This is a genomic window from Achromobacter sp. SLBN-14 (assembly GCF_006715415.1).
GTDB classification, from domain to species: Bacteria; Pseudomonadota; Gammaproteobacteria; order Burkholderiales; family Burkholderiaceae_B; genus Achromobacter; species Achromobacter mucicolens.
The window spans coordinates 5,079,429-5,092,564 of the sequence record NZ_VFNE01000001.1; the positions used below are offsets into that span (position 1 = coordinate 5,079,429).

Annotated in this window: 15 protein-coding genes; 6 read left to right on the top strand and 9 right to left on the bottom strand. The window is 64.9% G+C overall.

Annotation, left to right across the window (positions count from 1 at the left end):
- Positions 1-40: 40 nt before the first annotated feature.
- The 4 genes from FBY20_RS23255 (at position 41) to FBY20_RS23270 (ending at position 4,639) form a co-directional block, all read left to right on the top strand.
- Positions 41-1,513, top strand: coding sequence for a M20 family metallopeptidase (locus FBY20_RS23255; protein ID WP_062841085.1), 1,473 nt, complete (start codon positions 41-43; stop codon positions 1,511-1,513).
- Between the two features lie 69 nt (positions 1,514-1,582).
- Positions 1,583-2,140, top strand: coding sequence for a DUF1415 domain-containing protein (locus tag FBY20_RS23260; RefSeq protein ID WP_056319076.1), 558 nt, complete (start codon positions 1,583-1,585; stop codon positions 2,138-2,140).
- 188 nt (positions 2,141-2,328) lie between these two features.
- The gene (locus tag FBY20_RS23265; RefSeq protein WP_142054822.1) at positions 2,329-3,318 is read left to right on the top strand and encodes a tripartite tricarboxylate transporter substrate binding protein; all 990 of its coding nucleotides are present in this window, start codon (positions 2,329-2,331) and stop codon (positions 3,316-3,318) included.
- A 25-nt stretch (positions 3,319-3,343) separates the two neighbouring features.
- Positions 3,344-4,639 carry an acyl-CoA thioesterase/bile acid-CoA:amino acid N-acyltransferase family protein gene (locus tag FBY20_RS23270; RefSeq protein ID WP_056319081.1) on the top strand — a complete coding sequence of 432 codons (1,296 nt, stop codon included), beginning with the start codon at positions 3,344-3,346 and terminating at the stop codon, positions 4,637-4,639.
- Positions 4,640-4,651: 12 nt separating this feature from the next.
- Here FBY20_RS23270 and FBY20_RS23275 read toward each other — a convergent pair whose 3' ends face one another.
- Positions 4,652-5,236, bottom strand: a complete 585-nt coding sequence (locus FBY20_RS23275) for a YceI family protein (protein WP_056319084.1) — start codon at positions 5,234-5,236, stop codon at positions 4,652-4,654.
- Positions 5,237-5,383: 147 nt separating this feature from the next.
- Positions 5,384-5,848, bottom strand: coding sequence for a MarR family winged helix-turn-helix transcriptional regulator (locus tag FBY20_RS23280; RefSeq protein WP_142054824.1), 465 nt, complete (start codon positions 5,846-5,848; stop codon positions 5,384-5,386).
- Between the two features lie 53 nt (positions 5,849-5,901).
- Here FBY20_RS23280 and FBY20_RS23285 point away from each other — a divergent pair, with 53 nt between their 5' ends.
- Positions 5,902-6,372: a cupin domain-containing protein gene (locus FBY20_RS23285; protein WP_062841081.1), complete on the top strand. Its 471-nt coding sequence runs from the start codon at positions 5,902-5,904 to the stop codon at positions 6,370-6,372.
- Positions 6,373-6,385: 13 nt separating this feature from the next.
- Here FBY20_RS23285 and FBY20_RS23290 read toward each other — a convergent pair whose 3' ends face one another.
- Both FBY20_RS23290 and FBY20_RS23295 read right to left on the bottom strand, forming a co-directional pair.
- Positions 6,386-7,687 (bottom strand): UDP-N-acetylglucosamine 1-carboxyvinyltransferase, encoded by a 1,302-nt coding sequence (locus tag FBY20_RS23290; RefSeq protein ID WP_142054826.1) that lies wholly within the window; start codon positions 7,685-7,687, stop codon positions 6,386-6,388.
- Between the two features lie 127 nt (positions 7,688-7,814).
- Complete coding sequence (locus tag FBY20_RS23295; RefSeq protein ID WP_255452457.1) at positions 7,815-8,540, bottom strand: GNAT family N-acetyltransferase; 726 nt, start codon at positions 8,538-8,540, stop codon at positions 7,815-7,817.
- 91 nt (positions 8,541-8,631) lie between these two features.
- Between FBY20_RS23295 and FBY20_RS23300 the strand changes: the two genes are divergently transcribed.
- The gene (locus tag FBY20_RS23300) at positions 8,632-9,678 is read left to right on the top strand and encodes a GlxA family transcriptional regulator (protein WP_142054828.1); all 1,047 of its coding nucleotides are present in this window, start codon (positions 8,632-8,634) and stop codon (positions 9,676-9,678) included.
- On the opposite strand, the gene FBY20_RS23305 is transcribed toward FBY20_RS23300, so the two are convergent.
- The 5 genes from FBY20_RS23305 to FBY20_RS23325 all read right to left on the bottom strand — a co-directional run bounded on the left by FBY20_RS23305 (position 9,587) and on the right by FBY20_RS23325 (position 13,104).
- Positions 9,587-10,066 carry a hypothetical protein gene (locus FBY20_RS23305; protein WP_142054829.1) on the bottom strand — a complete coding sequence of 160 codons (480 nt, stop codon included), beginning with the start codon at positions 10,064-10,066 and terminating at the stop codon, positions 9,587-9,589. The two genes, FBY20_RS23300 and FBY20_RS23305, sit on opposite strands and share 92 nt — an antisense overlap.
- 26 nt (positions 10,067-10,092) lie before the next feature.
- Positions 10,093-10,728, bottom strand: a complete 636-nt coding sequence (locus FBY20_RS23310; protein ID WP_142054831.1) for a hypothetical protein — start codon at positions 10,726-10,728, stop codon at positions 10,093-10,095.
- A 170-nt stretch (positions 10,729-10,898) separates the two neighbouring features.
- Positions 10,899-11,381, bottom strand: a complete 483-nt coding sequence (locus FBY20_RS23315) for a nucleoside deaminase (protein WP_142054833.1) — start codon at positions 11,379-11,381, stop codon at positions 10,899-10,901.
- 58 nt (positions 11,382-11,439) lie between these two features.
- Positions 11,440-12,033, bottom strand: coding sequence for a YSC84-related protein (locus FBY20_RS23320; protein ID WP_142054835.1), 594 nt, complete (start codon positions 12,031-12,033; stop codon positions 11,440-11,442).
- 150 nt (positions 12,034-12,183) lie between these two features.
- Complete coding sequence (locus FBY20_RS23325; protein WP_142054837.1) at positions 12,184-13,104, bottom strand: CAAX protease; 921 nt, start codon at positions 13,102-13,104, stop codon at positions 12,184-12,186.
- Between the last annotated feature and the right edge of the window lie 32 nt (positions 13,105-13,136).

Here is a 13,136-nt window from a genome sequence, read left to right on the forward strand (position 1 = left end):
TAGCGGTTTGCCCCTTTTCCGCACACAGGAAGCCAGCGCCATGAACGCACGCATCCCCGAAGACGCATTGCCGCCCACCCTTGATCCCAAAGCCCTTCAGGACTTTGTGGACGACAAGTGGGACAACGAGATCATCCCCGCGCTGACCGATTACATCGCCATTCCCGCCAAGAGCCCGGCCTTCGATGCCGACTGGGAAAAGAACGCGTTCATCGAGCGTGTGGTGCGCGACGCGGCGCAGTGGGTCGAAGCGCAGAAGGTTTCCGGCCTGAAACTGGAAGTGGTGCGCCTGCCGGGCCGCACGCCCGTCATCTTCTTTGACGCGCCCGCCACCCGCAGCGACAACGGCGACACCGTGCTGCTGTACGGCCATCTGGACAAGCAACCCGAATTCTCGGGCTGGCGCGCCGGCCTCGGCCCGTGGACGCCCAAATACGAAGACGGCAAGCTCTACGGCCGCGGCGGCGCCGACGACGGCTACGCGGTGTACGCGTCGCTGACCGCCATCATGGCGCTGGACAAGCAAGGCATTCCGCGTCCGCGCTGCGTGGGCATCGTCGAAACCTGTGAAGAATCGGGCAGCTATGACCTCTTGCCGTACGTGGACGCGCTGCGCGACCGCCTGGGCAACGTGGCGCTGGTGGTGTGCCTGGACTCGGGCGCCGGCAACTACGATCAGCTCTGGATGACCACTTCGCTGCGCGGCATGGTGTCCGGCACGCTGGAAGTCCAGGTCCTGGACGAAGGCGTCCATTCGGGCGACTCCAGCGGCGTCGTGCCGTCTTCGTTCCGCATCCTGCGTCATCTGCTGGACCGCCTGGAAGACAGCGGCACCGGCCGCCTGCTGCCGCAAAGCCTGCACTGCGAAATCCCCGCCGAACGCATCGAACAGGTTTCCGCCACCGCCCGCATCCTGGGCGACGAAGTGTGGCGCCGTTTCCCGTGGAGCTGCGGCGCCGACGGCGGCTTCGTGCTGCCCATGACCACCGAACCCGAGCAGGCGCTGCTGAACCGCACCTGGCGTCCGACGCTGTCGGTCACGGGCGCGGAAGGCTTGCCGCCCCTGTCCAGCGCCGGCAACGTGCTGCGTCCGCGCACCGCGTTCAAGCTGTCGCTGCGCCTGCCGCCGCTGGTCGACGCCGTGGCCGCCTCCCAGGAAATCAAGGAACTGCTTGAAGCCGATGCGCCCTACAACGCCAAGGTGATCTTCAAGGCCAACGAAGGCGCCGCCACCGGCTGGAACGCGCCCGCCACGGTGCCCTGGCTGACGCAGGCGCTGGACGCGGCCTCGCAGCAATACTACGGCGCACCTTGCGGCTATATCGGGCAGGGCGGCACCATTCCGCTGATGAGCATCCTGCAAAAGGGGTTCCCGCAGGCGCAATTCATGGTCTGCGGCGTGCTGGGTCCCAAGTCCAACGCGCACGGTCCCAACGAATTCCTGCACGTGCCGTACGGCAAGAAGCTGACCGCCGCCGTGGCCCAGACCATGGCCGCCATGCCGGCCGCCTGATACACACGCGTGCCATGCAGAGCGCGGGGCCCGGGGCCTTGCGCTCTTTCTTTTTCCAGGACTGATTCCATGATTTCCACTTCCGACGCCTACGCCAATGTGGTCGCAGAAACCCGCCATTGGCTGAACCAGGCCGTGATCGGCCTGAACCTCTGTCCCTTCGCCAAGGCGGTGCAGGTCAAGGACCAGATCCGCTTTGCCGTCAGCGACGCCACCGACGCCGAGGGCGTGCTGACCGATCTGCAGGACGAACTGGCGCTGCTGGCCGACACCGATCCCGACAAGATCGACACAACGCTGCTGATCCTTCCCGATGCGCTGGACGACTTCCTGGAGTTCAACGAATTCGAAGATCTCTCGGACCGTCTGCTCAAGCGCATGCGTCTGGTGGGAGAGCTGCAGGTTGCCACTTTCCACCCGCAGTTCCAGTTCGCCGACACGCAGCCGGACGATATCGAGAACTACACCAACCGCTCGCCGTATCCCATCCTGCACCTGCTGCGCGAAGACAGCATCGACCGCGCAGTGGAGTCGTTTCCGGACGCCGCCGAGATCTACGAAAAGAACATCGACACGATGAACAAGCTGGGTCTGGAGGGCTGGAAGAAGCTGATGACCAAGCCCTGACCGGCGGGCCTTGGCGCCAACGCTTGCGGGATATCCCTAGATAGCCCGTCGGTTGTATTGCATACAACATACGATCATTGTGACCGTCGCCGTTCGGCGGCGGCCTGTACGTCCTTCCCCTTTTCATTGTCTTGCCTCGCGGCCCTTGTCGGCCGCGCGTTGGCCTTTGCCTTTGTCTGGAGAGCCGTATGCGATTCACCCGCCGTCATGCCCTGGGCGCGCTTGCCGCCTTGCCGTTGATCTCGCGCCCGGCCTGGGCCCAGCAGAATGCCTTTCCCACGCGGCCCGTGCGCCTCTTGGTAGGCTTTGCGCCCGGCGGCTTGACCGACATCGCCGCGCGCGCGCTGGCCGATCGCATGGGCAAGACGCTCAAGCAGAACGTCGTCGTCGAGAACCGGCCGGGCGGGCAGGCCATCATTGCCACCGTCGCGGTGGCGCGCGCCGAGCCGGACGGCTACACGCTGGGCTTTGCCGGCACCAACGGCATGATCCTGAACCCCTTGCTGTACAACAACCTGCCGTACCAGCCGTCGGACTTCAAGCAGCTTGGATCCATGGGCAAATCGCCCATGCTGCTGATCGTGCATCCCGACCTTGGCGTGAACACCGTGCAGGAATTCATTGCCCTGGCCAAGAAAAAGCCCAACGACATCACGTGCGCGCACGCGGGCCGCGGTGTCATCGACCACCTCGCGCTGCTCCATTTCCAGTCCAAGACCGGCACGCAGTTCCAGGACGTGCCCTACAAAGGCAGCGGCCCGGCGCTACTCGACCTGATGGCCGGCACCGTGCAAAGCACGTTCGACTTCCCGACCTCGGCGCTGCCCAACATCAAATCCGGCAAGCTGAAGGTCCTGGCCGTGACCGCGGACAAGCGGCTGTCCAGTCTGCCCGATGTGCCGACCATGAAGGAAGCGGGCGTGGACGACTTCGAACTCTACACCCGCATGATGATCTCGGGCCCCGCCGCAATGCCCGCCGACGTGGTGAAAACGCTGGAACACGCCGTGCGCGAAGGCACGCGCGACCCCAGCCTGATCCAGCAGTTTGCCGACCAGGGCGTGGCCGTGGAGTTCACGTCATCCGCCGACCTGGATAAGGTCATCGCCGACGAATCGGCGATGTGGGCGCAGGTCATCAAGGCCAACGGCGTGCCCAAGACCGATCTGAAGGCATGAGACCGCGACTGCCAGGGAGACGACCGTGACGCACCCCCGTATCACCGTAACGCCCGAACGCGCGCTCATCGACGTCGAGCGTGACATCCACATCGAAGGTTTTCCGGCGTATGCCTTCATCACCGTCACCGCCAGCATGAGCATGTGCGGCGCGACGTGGCGCTCGGAAGCCGTGTTCATGGCTGGCCATGACGGACGGCTGGACCTGCGGCGCGATTGCCCGGTGTCCGGCTCGTATGCCGAGCCTTCGGCCATGGGACTTGTCTGGTCCATGGTGTGCCAGGACATGGACCGCGTGGTGTTCCCGCCCGACAACACCCAGGCGCTGACCGTGCGTATCCATGCCGCCAGCGGCACGCTCACGGCCGACGCCACGATGGTCCAGGACTTCCTGGCCGACGGCGTCACGCACCGGTCCGTGCGAGAAACGGTGGACGGCATGTTGGTGTCCGGCGAACTCTACGTGCCCGCCGGCCCCGGTCCGCATCCCGTCGTGGTCTACATGAACGGCTCGTCGGGCGGCGTCAATGCGCCCCGCGCCGCGCTGTTCGCCGCCCGCGGCTACCAATGCCTGGCGCTGGCGATCTTCAACTACGATGGCCGGCCGAAATACCTGAACGACATGCCGCTGGAATACTTCGAGGCGGCGCTGAAGTGGGTCCGTAAATCGCTGCAGCCCCGCGACGGCTTCGTGGCGGTGTCCGGCATCAGCCGCGGCGGCGAGACCTCATTGCTCGTGGCCTCGCATTTCCCCGACCTGGTAAGCGCCGTCGTCGCTTATGTGCCGTCGCCCGTGACACACGGGGTGGTCAGCGCGGGCGCGCCGGGCACGGGACGCAACGCCCAGGTCTGGACCCGGCATGGCGAGCCCTTGCCGCACTTGTGGCAGGACAACGCCACGGCCGACTGGGACGCCGCCTATGCCTCGGATCCGCCGTACCGCCAGACCCTGGCGTTCCTGAGCGCCACGCGCGATGCGGCGGCCGTCGAGCGCGCGCGCATTCCCGTCGAAAACTATCCCGGCCCGGTCATGCTGGTAAGCGCATCGGACGATGGCTTCTGGCCCAGCACCGCGTATTCCGAAATGGTGGTGCGCCAGCGCCAGGCGCATGACCTGCCGACGCGTCATTACGTCTGCGCGGGGGCAGGGCACCACGTTCACTATCCTTGTCTGCCGGCCACGCTCATCAACAAGCCGCACGCGATGTCCGGGCTGCTGCTCGATGCGGGCGGCACGCCGTCCGCCAATGCGGCCGGCAACGAAGGATCGTACCGGGCGGTGCTGGACTTTCTGGCGCAGGCGCGGGCCGGACAAGGGTAGGACGGCTGGGCGTTACTGCCGGCGGATCGCCTCGACCTGGATCTTCAGTTTCACTTCCGGCTTGAAGCCCATGTCCAGCCCGAAGTTCATGCCGAAATCCTTGCGGCTGAATTCCGTGGAGGCATCGGCGCCGCAGACCTCGCGCTTGACCATCGGGTGGTCGATGCACTTGAAGTCGTCGATCTCTAGCTTGACCTGGCGCGTGACGCCGCGCAGCGTCAGGTCGCCCGTCGCTTCTTCGGGCTTGTCGCCGTCGAATTTGGTGAACTTGCCCTTGAACGTGGCGGTGGGGTACTTGGCCGCATCGAAGATGTCGGGCGCGATCGCGTGCTGGTTCATCTCGTCGTGGCCGAAGTCGACCGATTTGATGTCCACGGTGACTTCCAGCGTGCCGGTGCGCGCCTGGCGGTCCAGCACGACCACGCCGCTGGACTGGTTGAATTTGCCGCGCCAGGTCGACAGGCCGCCGAAATGATCGGCCTCGAAGCTGGGATACGTATGCGAGGGATCAAGATCATAGGTGACCGGCGCGGCAGTGGCGCCCACGGTCAGCGATAGCGCACTTGCGCCCAGCAGCAGGGTCGGGATCAACTTCATTGCGGCTCCTTGAATATGGCGTTCACGTCACGGCTGCGGCAGGCCGCAAGCGTGCAGGGAAGGCAAGACAATAACATTCAGTTCTGTGTCAGCCGCGTGGCTTAAATCAAAAACTCGCGGTCCTGCATTGCGCACCGTCCGATGGCATCAATCCACTTTGCCCAGCCACGCCGACAGGTCCTGCAAGGTCTCTCGCAGCGCGTTAAAGCGCTGTTCGCCCAGGTGTTCCTTCCATTCCTGTTCGACGTCGGCCACGCAGGTGCGCATCAGCGCATACATCTCCTGGCCGCGCGCCGTAAGCTGCAGCTCGGTCGAATTGGAGGCCGGGCCAGGCCGTCGCAGCAGATAGCCCCGCCGCTCCAGTTCAGCCAGGACGTAGTTCATCGCCTGACGCGACACATTGCATTGGCGCGCCAGCTCGATTGGCCGGCGGCCGTGCGGGCCGGGGTACATGAAGACGCCGAGTTCGGTCAATGACACGTCGAAACCCTGCGCGTTGACGGTGGTCAGCATGCGCGCGACGACATGCTCGCGCGGCAGCCGCAGCAAGGAACCGATCATCGGCAGGCCAGCTTGCGGTTCGGATGCGGCGCTATTTTTTCTGCTGGACATGGAGTAAAAAATTTGTACACTGCAAAGTAAAGGAACTTTACGCGGAGTATGCCATGAACGAAGACGCCGTATTCGATGCAGACGAAGTGATCCGGATAGGCCAACTGGAGATTCGCTATCTTCAGCCAAGCGGGCAAGGCAACCACATGGGGGCGTTCGAATTGCGGGTGCCGCCGGGCTCGAACGTGCCGCCGCCCCACAGTCACGACAATGAAGAGCTGATCTACGTGCTGGAGGGGACGCTGCGCTTTACGGTCGGCGGGCAAACGCGGGACTTGGGGCCGGGCGACTCGATGACCACGCCCACCGGCGTGGCCCACGCGTTCAGCAATCCGCACAGCGTCATGGCCCGGGCGTTGGTCATGAACACGCCTGAAATCAGCGCGGATTATTTCCGCGAGATGGCAGCGCTGATCAATGGCGGCGGCCCGCCGGACAAAGCCCGGATGATGGAAACGATGAAGCGATTCGGCCTGACCCCGATCGCGCCGGCGCCGGCAGTTGCGGCGCCGCCGGCAAGTTGACCGGGCTGTCTGTTTACTCGTCGTTCGCCCACTCGACCTGCACGCCCAGGCTGCGCAGGTTTTCGACAAAGCGCGGGTGCGCCCGGCGGATCGGCGTGGCATTGCGGATCTCGGAACGGCCCTTGATGCTGCTGGCCACCATGAACAGCGCGATCGCCACGCGGATGATGTAGGGGCTTTCGACCACGCCCGGCGTCAGCGGATTGCCGCCGAAGGTCACCACGCGGTGCGGGTCTGACGAGAACACATGCGCGCCGAACTTGGACAGTTCGCCCGTCCAGCCCAGCGCGCCGTCGTAGACCTTGTTCCAGAACATCGCATTGCCCTCGGCGCATACGCCCAGCGCAATGAAGATCGGCAGCAGGTCCACCGGAAAGTACGGCCAGGGCGCCGCTTCCACCTTGGTCAGCACGTTGCTGGTGAACGGCGTCTGCACCTTCAGCGGACCCTCGCGCAGCGCGCGCGACCAGCCGTCCTTGTGTTCGATCCGCACGCCGAACTTGGCGAACGTGCGGTCGATCAGCGGGAAGTTGCCCGGCGTGCGGTTGCGCACCACCACGTCGCCGCCGGTGATCGCGCCCAGCGCGAGGAACGTGGTGATTTCGTGGAAGTCCTCTTCGAACGTGAACTCGCCGCCGCCCAGGCGCTTGCCGCCGCGCACCACCAGCCGCGACGTGCCGATGCCGTCGATGTCGGCCCCCATCATGGCCATGAAGCGGCAGAACTCCTGCACGTGCGGCTCGGACGCCGCATTCGTCAACGACGACTCGCCTTCTGCGGCGGCGGCGCACAACACGAAATTCTCGGTCGTGGTCACCGACGCGTAGTCCAGCCAGTGATGCGTGGGCTTGAGCGGGCCGCCCGCGCGCACCAGCAGCGATCCGCTGGCGCGCTCCACCTCGCCGCCGAACGAGCGGAAGATGTCCACGTGCGGATCGATCTCGCGCACCCCCAGCGTGCATCCCTTGACGTTGTCTTCCAGCCGCGCCACGCCAAAGCGGGCCAGGAGCGGCGGCACCAGCATGATCGACGAACGCATCTCCTCCGGCAGCCGGTGCGCCGCCGCGTCGAACACGGTGTTCTTGTGATGCAGTTCCAGCGTGCGCGTCGCATCGTCCAACCGCACGTCGCTGCCCAACGTGCGAAAGATATCCAGGATCTTGCGCACGTCGGTGATGTCCGGCACCCCGTGCAGCCGCAACGGCTGGTCGGTCAGCAGCGTGGCGCACAGGATCGGCAGCACCGCGTTCTTGTTGGCCGAGGGGACGACGCGGCCGCGCAAGGGCGTGCCGCCGTGGACGATGAGATTGGACATGGGGATGGGACAGCCGGGGAAAGAAATAGGGGAGAGCGCGGGGATTGTACCGGGGTCCTTCAAGGGGTCATTTTGACGAAAGGCGGCTAAACGTTTCAGACTGCAATGTTCTAACGCAGATGCCGTTCTAATTCTGGTCACCGTCTACCGGTGCGCGTCCCACCATCGTCAAATGAAATCGCTGCCGCAGCCGAAACCCCAGGCGCTCATACAACGCAATCGCACCGGCGTTCTGGCCAAGCACGTGCAGGAACGGCGATTGGCCCTGCCGCCAGATCAGCGCTTGCAGGTTTTGCACCAGCCGTTGGGCCAGTCCCTTGCCACGCCATTGCTCGTCGACACAGACGGCGCTGATCTCGATGTGGCCGGCCGGGCGCATCCGTTCGCCCGCCATCGCGACGAGGCGGCCTTGCCATCGAATTCCGATGTAGCGGCCCATCTCGTGGGTGCGCGGGCAGAACGGACCCGGCTTGGTTTTGGCGGCCAGCGCCTGCATCTCGGCAGCATCGGCCGCGGTGAGCGCGACCATGTCGGCGGTGTCGGCGACACAGGGCCCGCGCCGCGTCGCAACCATCTGATGGATCACGCCGACCGGATTGGCGCGAAGCCGGGCGGGGGGCTTGAGCGGGTCGAACGAAAGCAGCGCCACCTGCTCGCCCGGCGGCAAAAGCTGTGCAAGCGCCGCCCATGCCTCGGGTGAGTCATCGGACGCCATCGCGGCAAACGGCGCGACATTTGGGTGATAGCGGCGGGCAAGGTGCTCGCCGGTGCTCAGATGCGCCTGCTCCGTGACGAGGGCCGTCCAGATCGGGTTGTCCAGACTGTGTGCTTGTTGGTCCATGCGGGCTCCCATTGATCCGCGCCAAGGGCGCGTGGGGCCAATGTAGACAGGAACGGGGCGCCGTTCTATGGTCGCAAATGACATTTTTGGAGTTGTTTCCGCCATGAAGATTTCCGTGCTGGCGCTGGAGGGCTGCTTCGACACAGGGCTGTCGGCCATCCTGGACGCATTCACGACGGCCAACGAGCTGGCCGACCTCCAACAGCCCGGCGAAGGGCCGCGGTTTGACATCGACATCATCGGTGTGCGGAGCGAGGTGCGCACGGGTCTAGGCATGCGCGTTCCGGTCAAGCCTGTCAGCGCAATGGGCAATCCCGATTGGGTCGTGCTGCCAGCCATCGCCACCAAGATGCCGGAGCAACTGCTGCCGGCGCTGGAGCGCCGGGACGTCAAGGACGCGCAAGGGGTGCTGCGGGATTCCCATGCTGGCGGCGCCAGAATCGCGGCCGCGTGTATTGGCACCTTCGTGCTGGCCGAATCCGGGTTGCTCGATGGACACGAGGCTACGACGTCATGGTGGCTGGCGCCGCTGTTTCGCCAGCGGTATCCGGAAATTGAACTGGACAGCGCACGTATGATGGTGCCGTCCGGCAGCTTCACGACCGCGGGCGCGGCGATGGGTCATCTGGATCTGGCCCTGTGGCTGGTGGGCCAGGCCAGTCCGGCGCTGGCCGCCGTGGTCGTGCGTTATCTGCTCGTGGACGCGCGGCCGTCGCAGGCGCCGTACATGATCCCCGATCACCTCGCGCGCGCCGACCCGCTGGTCGAGCGTTTCGAGCGTTGGGCCCGCCAACGATTGGCGCAGGGGTTCTCTGTGGCCGACGCCGCGGACGCGCTTGCGACCAGTACCCGCACGTTGCAACGCCGTATCGAGGCGGTGCTGGGCAAGTCGCCGCTGTCTTACTTCCAGGACTTGCGCGTCGAGCGGGCGGTCCATCTGCTGCGAACCAGCCACCTGAACATCGATGCGATTGCCACAGAGGTGGGCTATGAGGACGGCGCGACATTGCGGACGTTGCTGCGCCGCAAGCTGGGTAGAGGGGTGAAAGAGTTACGGCTTACGCGGGCTTATCCCGATTCTTGCGAATCAGCACCGCGCCGCCGATCGTCAGCAACAAGCCGCCGCCCAGATACGGCAGGCCAAAGATGAGCAGGAAGAAGAACAGCGCGGTGTTTGCATCCCGCGCGTCCGCGCCGCCGCCGGTGTGCATGGCCGGGTCCATCTGCAATAGCGCAATCGGCACGGTCAGCAGCAGCGTCACGCCTAGAGCAAGGCAGCCCCAGCCGATCAGCCGGCGCAAATTCCCGATCCGCGCCAGCAATACGGCGGCAATCACCGCGATCACCGCGTAAAGCACGGCGCTGGCGATCTGCATCCGCTGCAGCGCGGTGTCGTCCAGCGGCACGTAGGCGCCGCCGGCGGGCTGGTTCAGGCCGAACAGGGCTTGCAGCAGCGGATTGGTGACGCCAAAACTGGCGCTGCCGATCAGCAGACCCAGGACAATGCTGGCCAGCCATTTGATCGCGGTCGGGGGCATGGGGGCGGCGGGTCGCTTCTTGTGGATCAGTAGTAGATGTCGACGTAATCGGTCAGGCCGCCGCACGCTTCCATCTGCTGCAGACGCCAGTATTTGCGCTTGCCGGTCGCCTTGAATTCGTAGTCGCCGGTACGCTCGCAGCGGCGGCCCTTGTCGGGCGCGTCCAGGATCAGGATCGTGCCGCGCAGCACGAAGCTGTCGCGGCCAATGGAGACGACCTCGCCTTTGACCTTCAAGGTGCCTTCATGGTTGGCCTGCGTGCCGTCAAGACGCACCACATCGTTGTCGTCGATCGCGTTCATCTTGCCGCGCTTGGCGGACCACAGCCATTGCAGCGTCACGCCGCTGTTGTTCAGCAGCCGCTCGTAAGCGGCCTGGTCGTTGATCTGTGTTTTTTGCACCGGCGCAAGGGCGCCGCCGGCGGGGGCCTGTTGCGCGGGCGCTTGACGGGCGGGCGCCTGTTGAACCTGGGGTTGCGCAGCGGGGGCCTGCTGCGGCGCCGGCGCCTGGCTGCCCGAATTGGCGCGCGGAGGCAGGATGGCCGCGCCGGGATCCTTCTGCGCGAAGGCGGGAGCGGCGGCTGCGAAGGCCATTCCCAGAGCAAGAAGCAGATTACCGGACTTGCGTTTGATTCCCGAGGCGCGGGCAACGTGAGTGTGCATGGTCTGTATCAAGAGAGGAAAGGGATGTGCCGTACAAACCTGACCCCGATTACGGCACGGGCGCCAACTTATCACGCCCGTGCGCGCAAATAATTGCGGTGTTTAGCGTGTCTGTATCCATTCGTTAGGCGGAAAACAGAATGCTTCACCGTCTCGCCCGTGCGATCCCCTCAGGCTCGCCGCCGCACGTTCTCTTCGTGGAGCAATCGCACGGGTTCCACGAATTCCGGGACCGGCCCCTCCGCCTCGATCCCGCTGACCACCTCGGAGATGGGCAGGGACCGCACGGGCGAGGGCGGTACGCCCCATTCGCGCATCCATTCGGCGTACTGGGCGGACGACACGGCGTACACGATCCGGCCGAGTCCCACCCAGCCGTGCGCCGCCGAACACATGGCGCAATGCTCGCCGGACGTGTACACCGTGCAGGCCGCGCGGTCCGCGGGCGGCACGTTGTTGGCCGCCCAGCGCGCGATCTCGAATTCCGGATGCTGCGTGCGGTCGCCGCTGGAGACATGGTTATGGTCTTCAAACAGCACCCGTCCGTCGCCCGACACCAGCACCGACCCAAACGGCTGGTCTCCCGCATCGAGCGCCTGCCGGGCCAGCTCGACGCAGCGTGAAAGGTGCTTCTTGTCCTCTGCGGTAATCACGCGTGATCTCCTTGTAAAGATTGAGCCGGCGCGCGATGTGCGCACCGGCCGTTTTGTCCTACAGCAGCAGCGGCGAAATCTTGCTGCCGTCCACCGAGACGCCCGCCATCAGGCCGCCGTTGTTCATCACGAACCCCACGATGGGCTGCTGCGCGGTATAGGAATCGATGCTGCCGTTCACGCCCACGTTGGCCACGGCGACGGTGGCGTCCGCGCCGATGGTCCAGCCGCTGCTGGCGCGGAACTTCGCCAGCGCGTCGTCCGTCATGAAGAGCAGCACCATCGCCTTGGACTGCGCGCCCGCCTGAAAGCCGATGGAGCCGCCCGTGATGCTGTAGTAGCCCTTGTCCTGCCCGCCGACCTGCAGCACGCCCGAGCCATGCTGGGCGCCGACGATGAAGCTGGCGCTCAACACAGCCGGAAACACCAGCACGCCGCGGGCACGTTCCACCAACTGCGTGGACTGCGGCGCGGACTCATAGAGCTTGGACAGCGTCGCCGCCGCAGCGGTATCCAACTCTTGACGCTTTTCAGCGGCGGTTGCCGTGGCGCGCGAGTCTGTCGTGGTGCAACCCGCAAAGAGCAGTCCGGCCATGCCGAATGTGACGGCCGCCACGGCGGTTCTGCGGAATTTTGAATTGATATCAAGCATTTGCGCTTCCTTTTTGTAGGGGACCACGGTGCACTTCGAATCATCTCCTGGCTGGAGATTACTCCGGCTTGCGCGCGCAGGCGATGGGGGCGATCTTGCGAGGACAAAAATGTCCGCTTGTTAGGAAAGCCGCCTCGGCTGCTCGCGCGCTCAAGGCGAGCGAATCAAAAATCGTTGCTGTGGCCGCTGCGGTATTTGTGCGGCCAGGATGGTGTTCTCCCGCGCGCAACAAGCGGCCAGAGCGGTCAAGTCATCCATCGAATTGACCTGATGGGTTCGGGCAAGGTGCTGAAAGCGCCGAATCTCCGCTGACGAGCAGGCGCGATGCGCGTCCCGCAGCAGGCCATTGGCTTGCAACAGCCGCAGGTTTTCCGGGTGGATCAACGCCAGCAGGCTTTCCACCTTGCCGATTTTTTCTCGAAGGTGCTGTAGGGCATCCGGTTCGCTCAACACGCCGTATCGCTTCCATGCCGGTTCATGGTGGAAAAGGCGGTTGCGGAAGTCACGCAAGGTCGCGACCAGATCATGCGCATGGGCCAGCATCGCTGCGGCGCGATGCACCGGCCACGGGCCGCGGAATACCGCCGACAAGTGCTTCGGCCAGATCATTCCGCGGCCCATGAACTCCGCGTCCAGCAAAAACTCCCAGGTCGAGAATTCCGTCTTCGCAATAATGCCGTGATGTTGCGGCATTACGTTGCCGCGCACGGCGTGGCGGCGGCGCTGTTCGGCAGCATGGCTGCGAGTCGCTTTGGCGAAGTTTTCGCGCACCGCCTGCACTGGATGCGGCGCGTCGGCGCCGGGCGCGAATGTGCGGTACCGCAGCTTGCCACCCGCCCACCAGAACCGGCCCATGTCGGCGACGAGCGCTTGGTCGATCGCGTTGCGCAAGGTGATTTCCACGGCGGCCATCAGAGGGTAAAGCGCGCCGCAGACGAAGCCGTTCCATAAGTACACGCCCATCAGTTCCACATCGTTGCCGGGAAGAAATACGTTCTGATAGCTGCTGATGCGCTCGTTGCTGATGAGCGCTTCGATCAGAAGGGGACGGTATTGCAGTGTTTGGGGCATGTTGCCGCGCCTTGAATGGAAAAACTGCCGCC

Excerpts from the sequence above, each read along its gene's own strand:
- FBY20_RS23265 (WP_142054822.1), top strand. The coding sequence starts at position 2,329 with ATGCGATTCACCCGCCGTCATGCCCTGGGCGCGCTTGCCGCCTTGCCG.
- FBY20_RS23260 (WP_056319076.1), top strand. The coding sequence starts at position 1,583 with ATGATTTCCACTTCCGACGCCTACGCCAATGTGGTCGCAGAAACCCGC.
- FBY20_RS23280 (WP_142054824.1), bottom strand. The coding sequence starts at position 5,848 with ATGTCCAGCAGAAAAAATAGCGCCGCATCCGAACCGCAAGCTGGCCTG.
- FBY20_RS23300 (WP_142054828.1), top strand. The coding sequence starts at position 8,632 with ATGAAGATTTCCGTGCTGGCGCTGGAGGGCTGCTTCGACACAGGGCTG.
- FBY20_RS23320 (WP_142054835.1), bottom strand. The coding sequence starts at position 12,033 with ATGCTTGATATCAATTCAAAATTCCGCAGAACCGCCGTGGCGGCCGTC.
- FBY20_RS23290 (WP_142054826.1), bottom strand. The coding sequence starts at position 7,687 with ATGTCCAATCTCATCGTCCACGGCGGCACGCCCTTGCGCGGCCGCGTC.
- FBY20_RS23305 (WP_142054829.1), bottom strand. The coding sequence starts at position 10,066 with ATGCCCCCGACCGCGATCAAATGGCTGGCCAGCATTGTCCTGGGTCTG.
- FBY20_RS23295 (WP_255452457.1), bottom strand. The coding sequence starts at position 8,540 with ATGGGAGCCCGCATGGACCAACAAGCACACAGTCTGGACAACCCGATC.
- FBY20_RS23285 (WP_062841081.1), top strand. The coding sequence starts at position 5,902 with ATGAACGAAGACGCCGTATTCGATGCAGACGAAGTGATCCGGATAGGC.
- FBY20_RS23255 (WP_062841085.1), top strand. The coding sequence starts at position 41 with ATGAACGCACGCATCCCCGAAGACGCATTGCCGCCCACCCTTGATCCC.
- FBY20_RS23325 (WP_142054837.1), bottom strand. The coding sequence starts at position 13,104 with ATGCCCCAAACACTGCAATACCGTCCCCTTCTGATCGAAGCGCTCATC.
- FBY20_RS23275 (WP_056319084.1), bottom strand. The coding sequence starts at position 5,236 with ATGAAGTTGATCCCGACCCTGCTGCTGGGCGCAAGTGCGCTATCGCTG.
- FBY20_RS23310 (WP_142054831.1), bottom strand. The coding sequence starts at position 10,728 with ATGCACACTCACGTTGCCCGCGCCTCGGGAATCAAACGCAAGTCCGGT.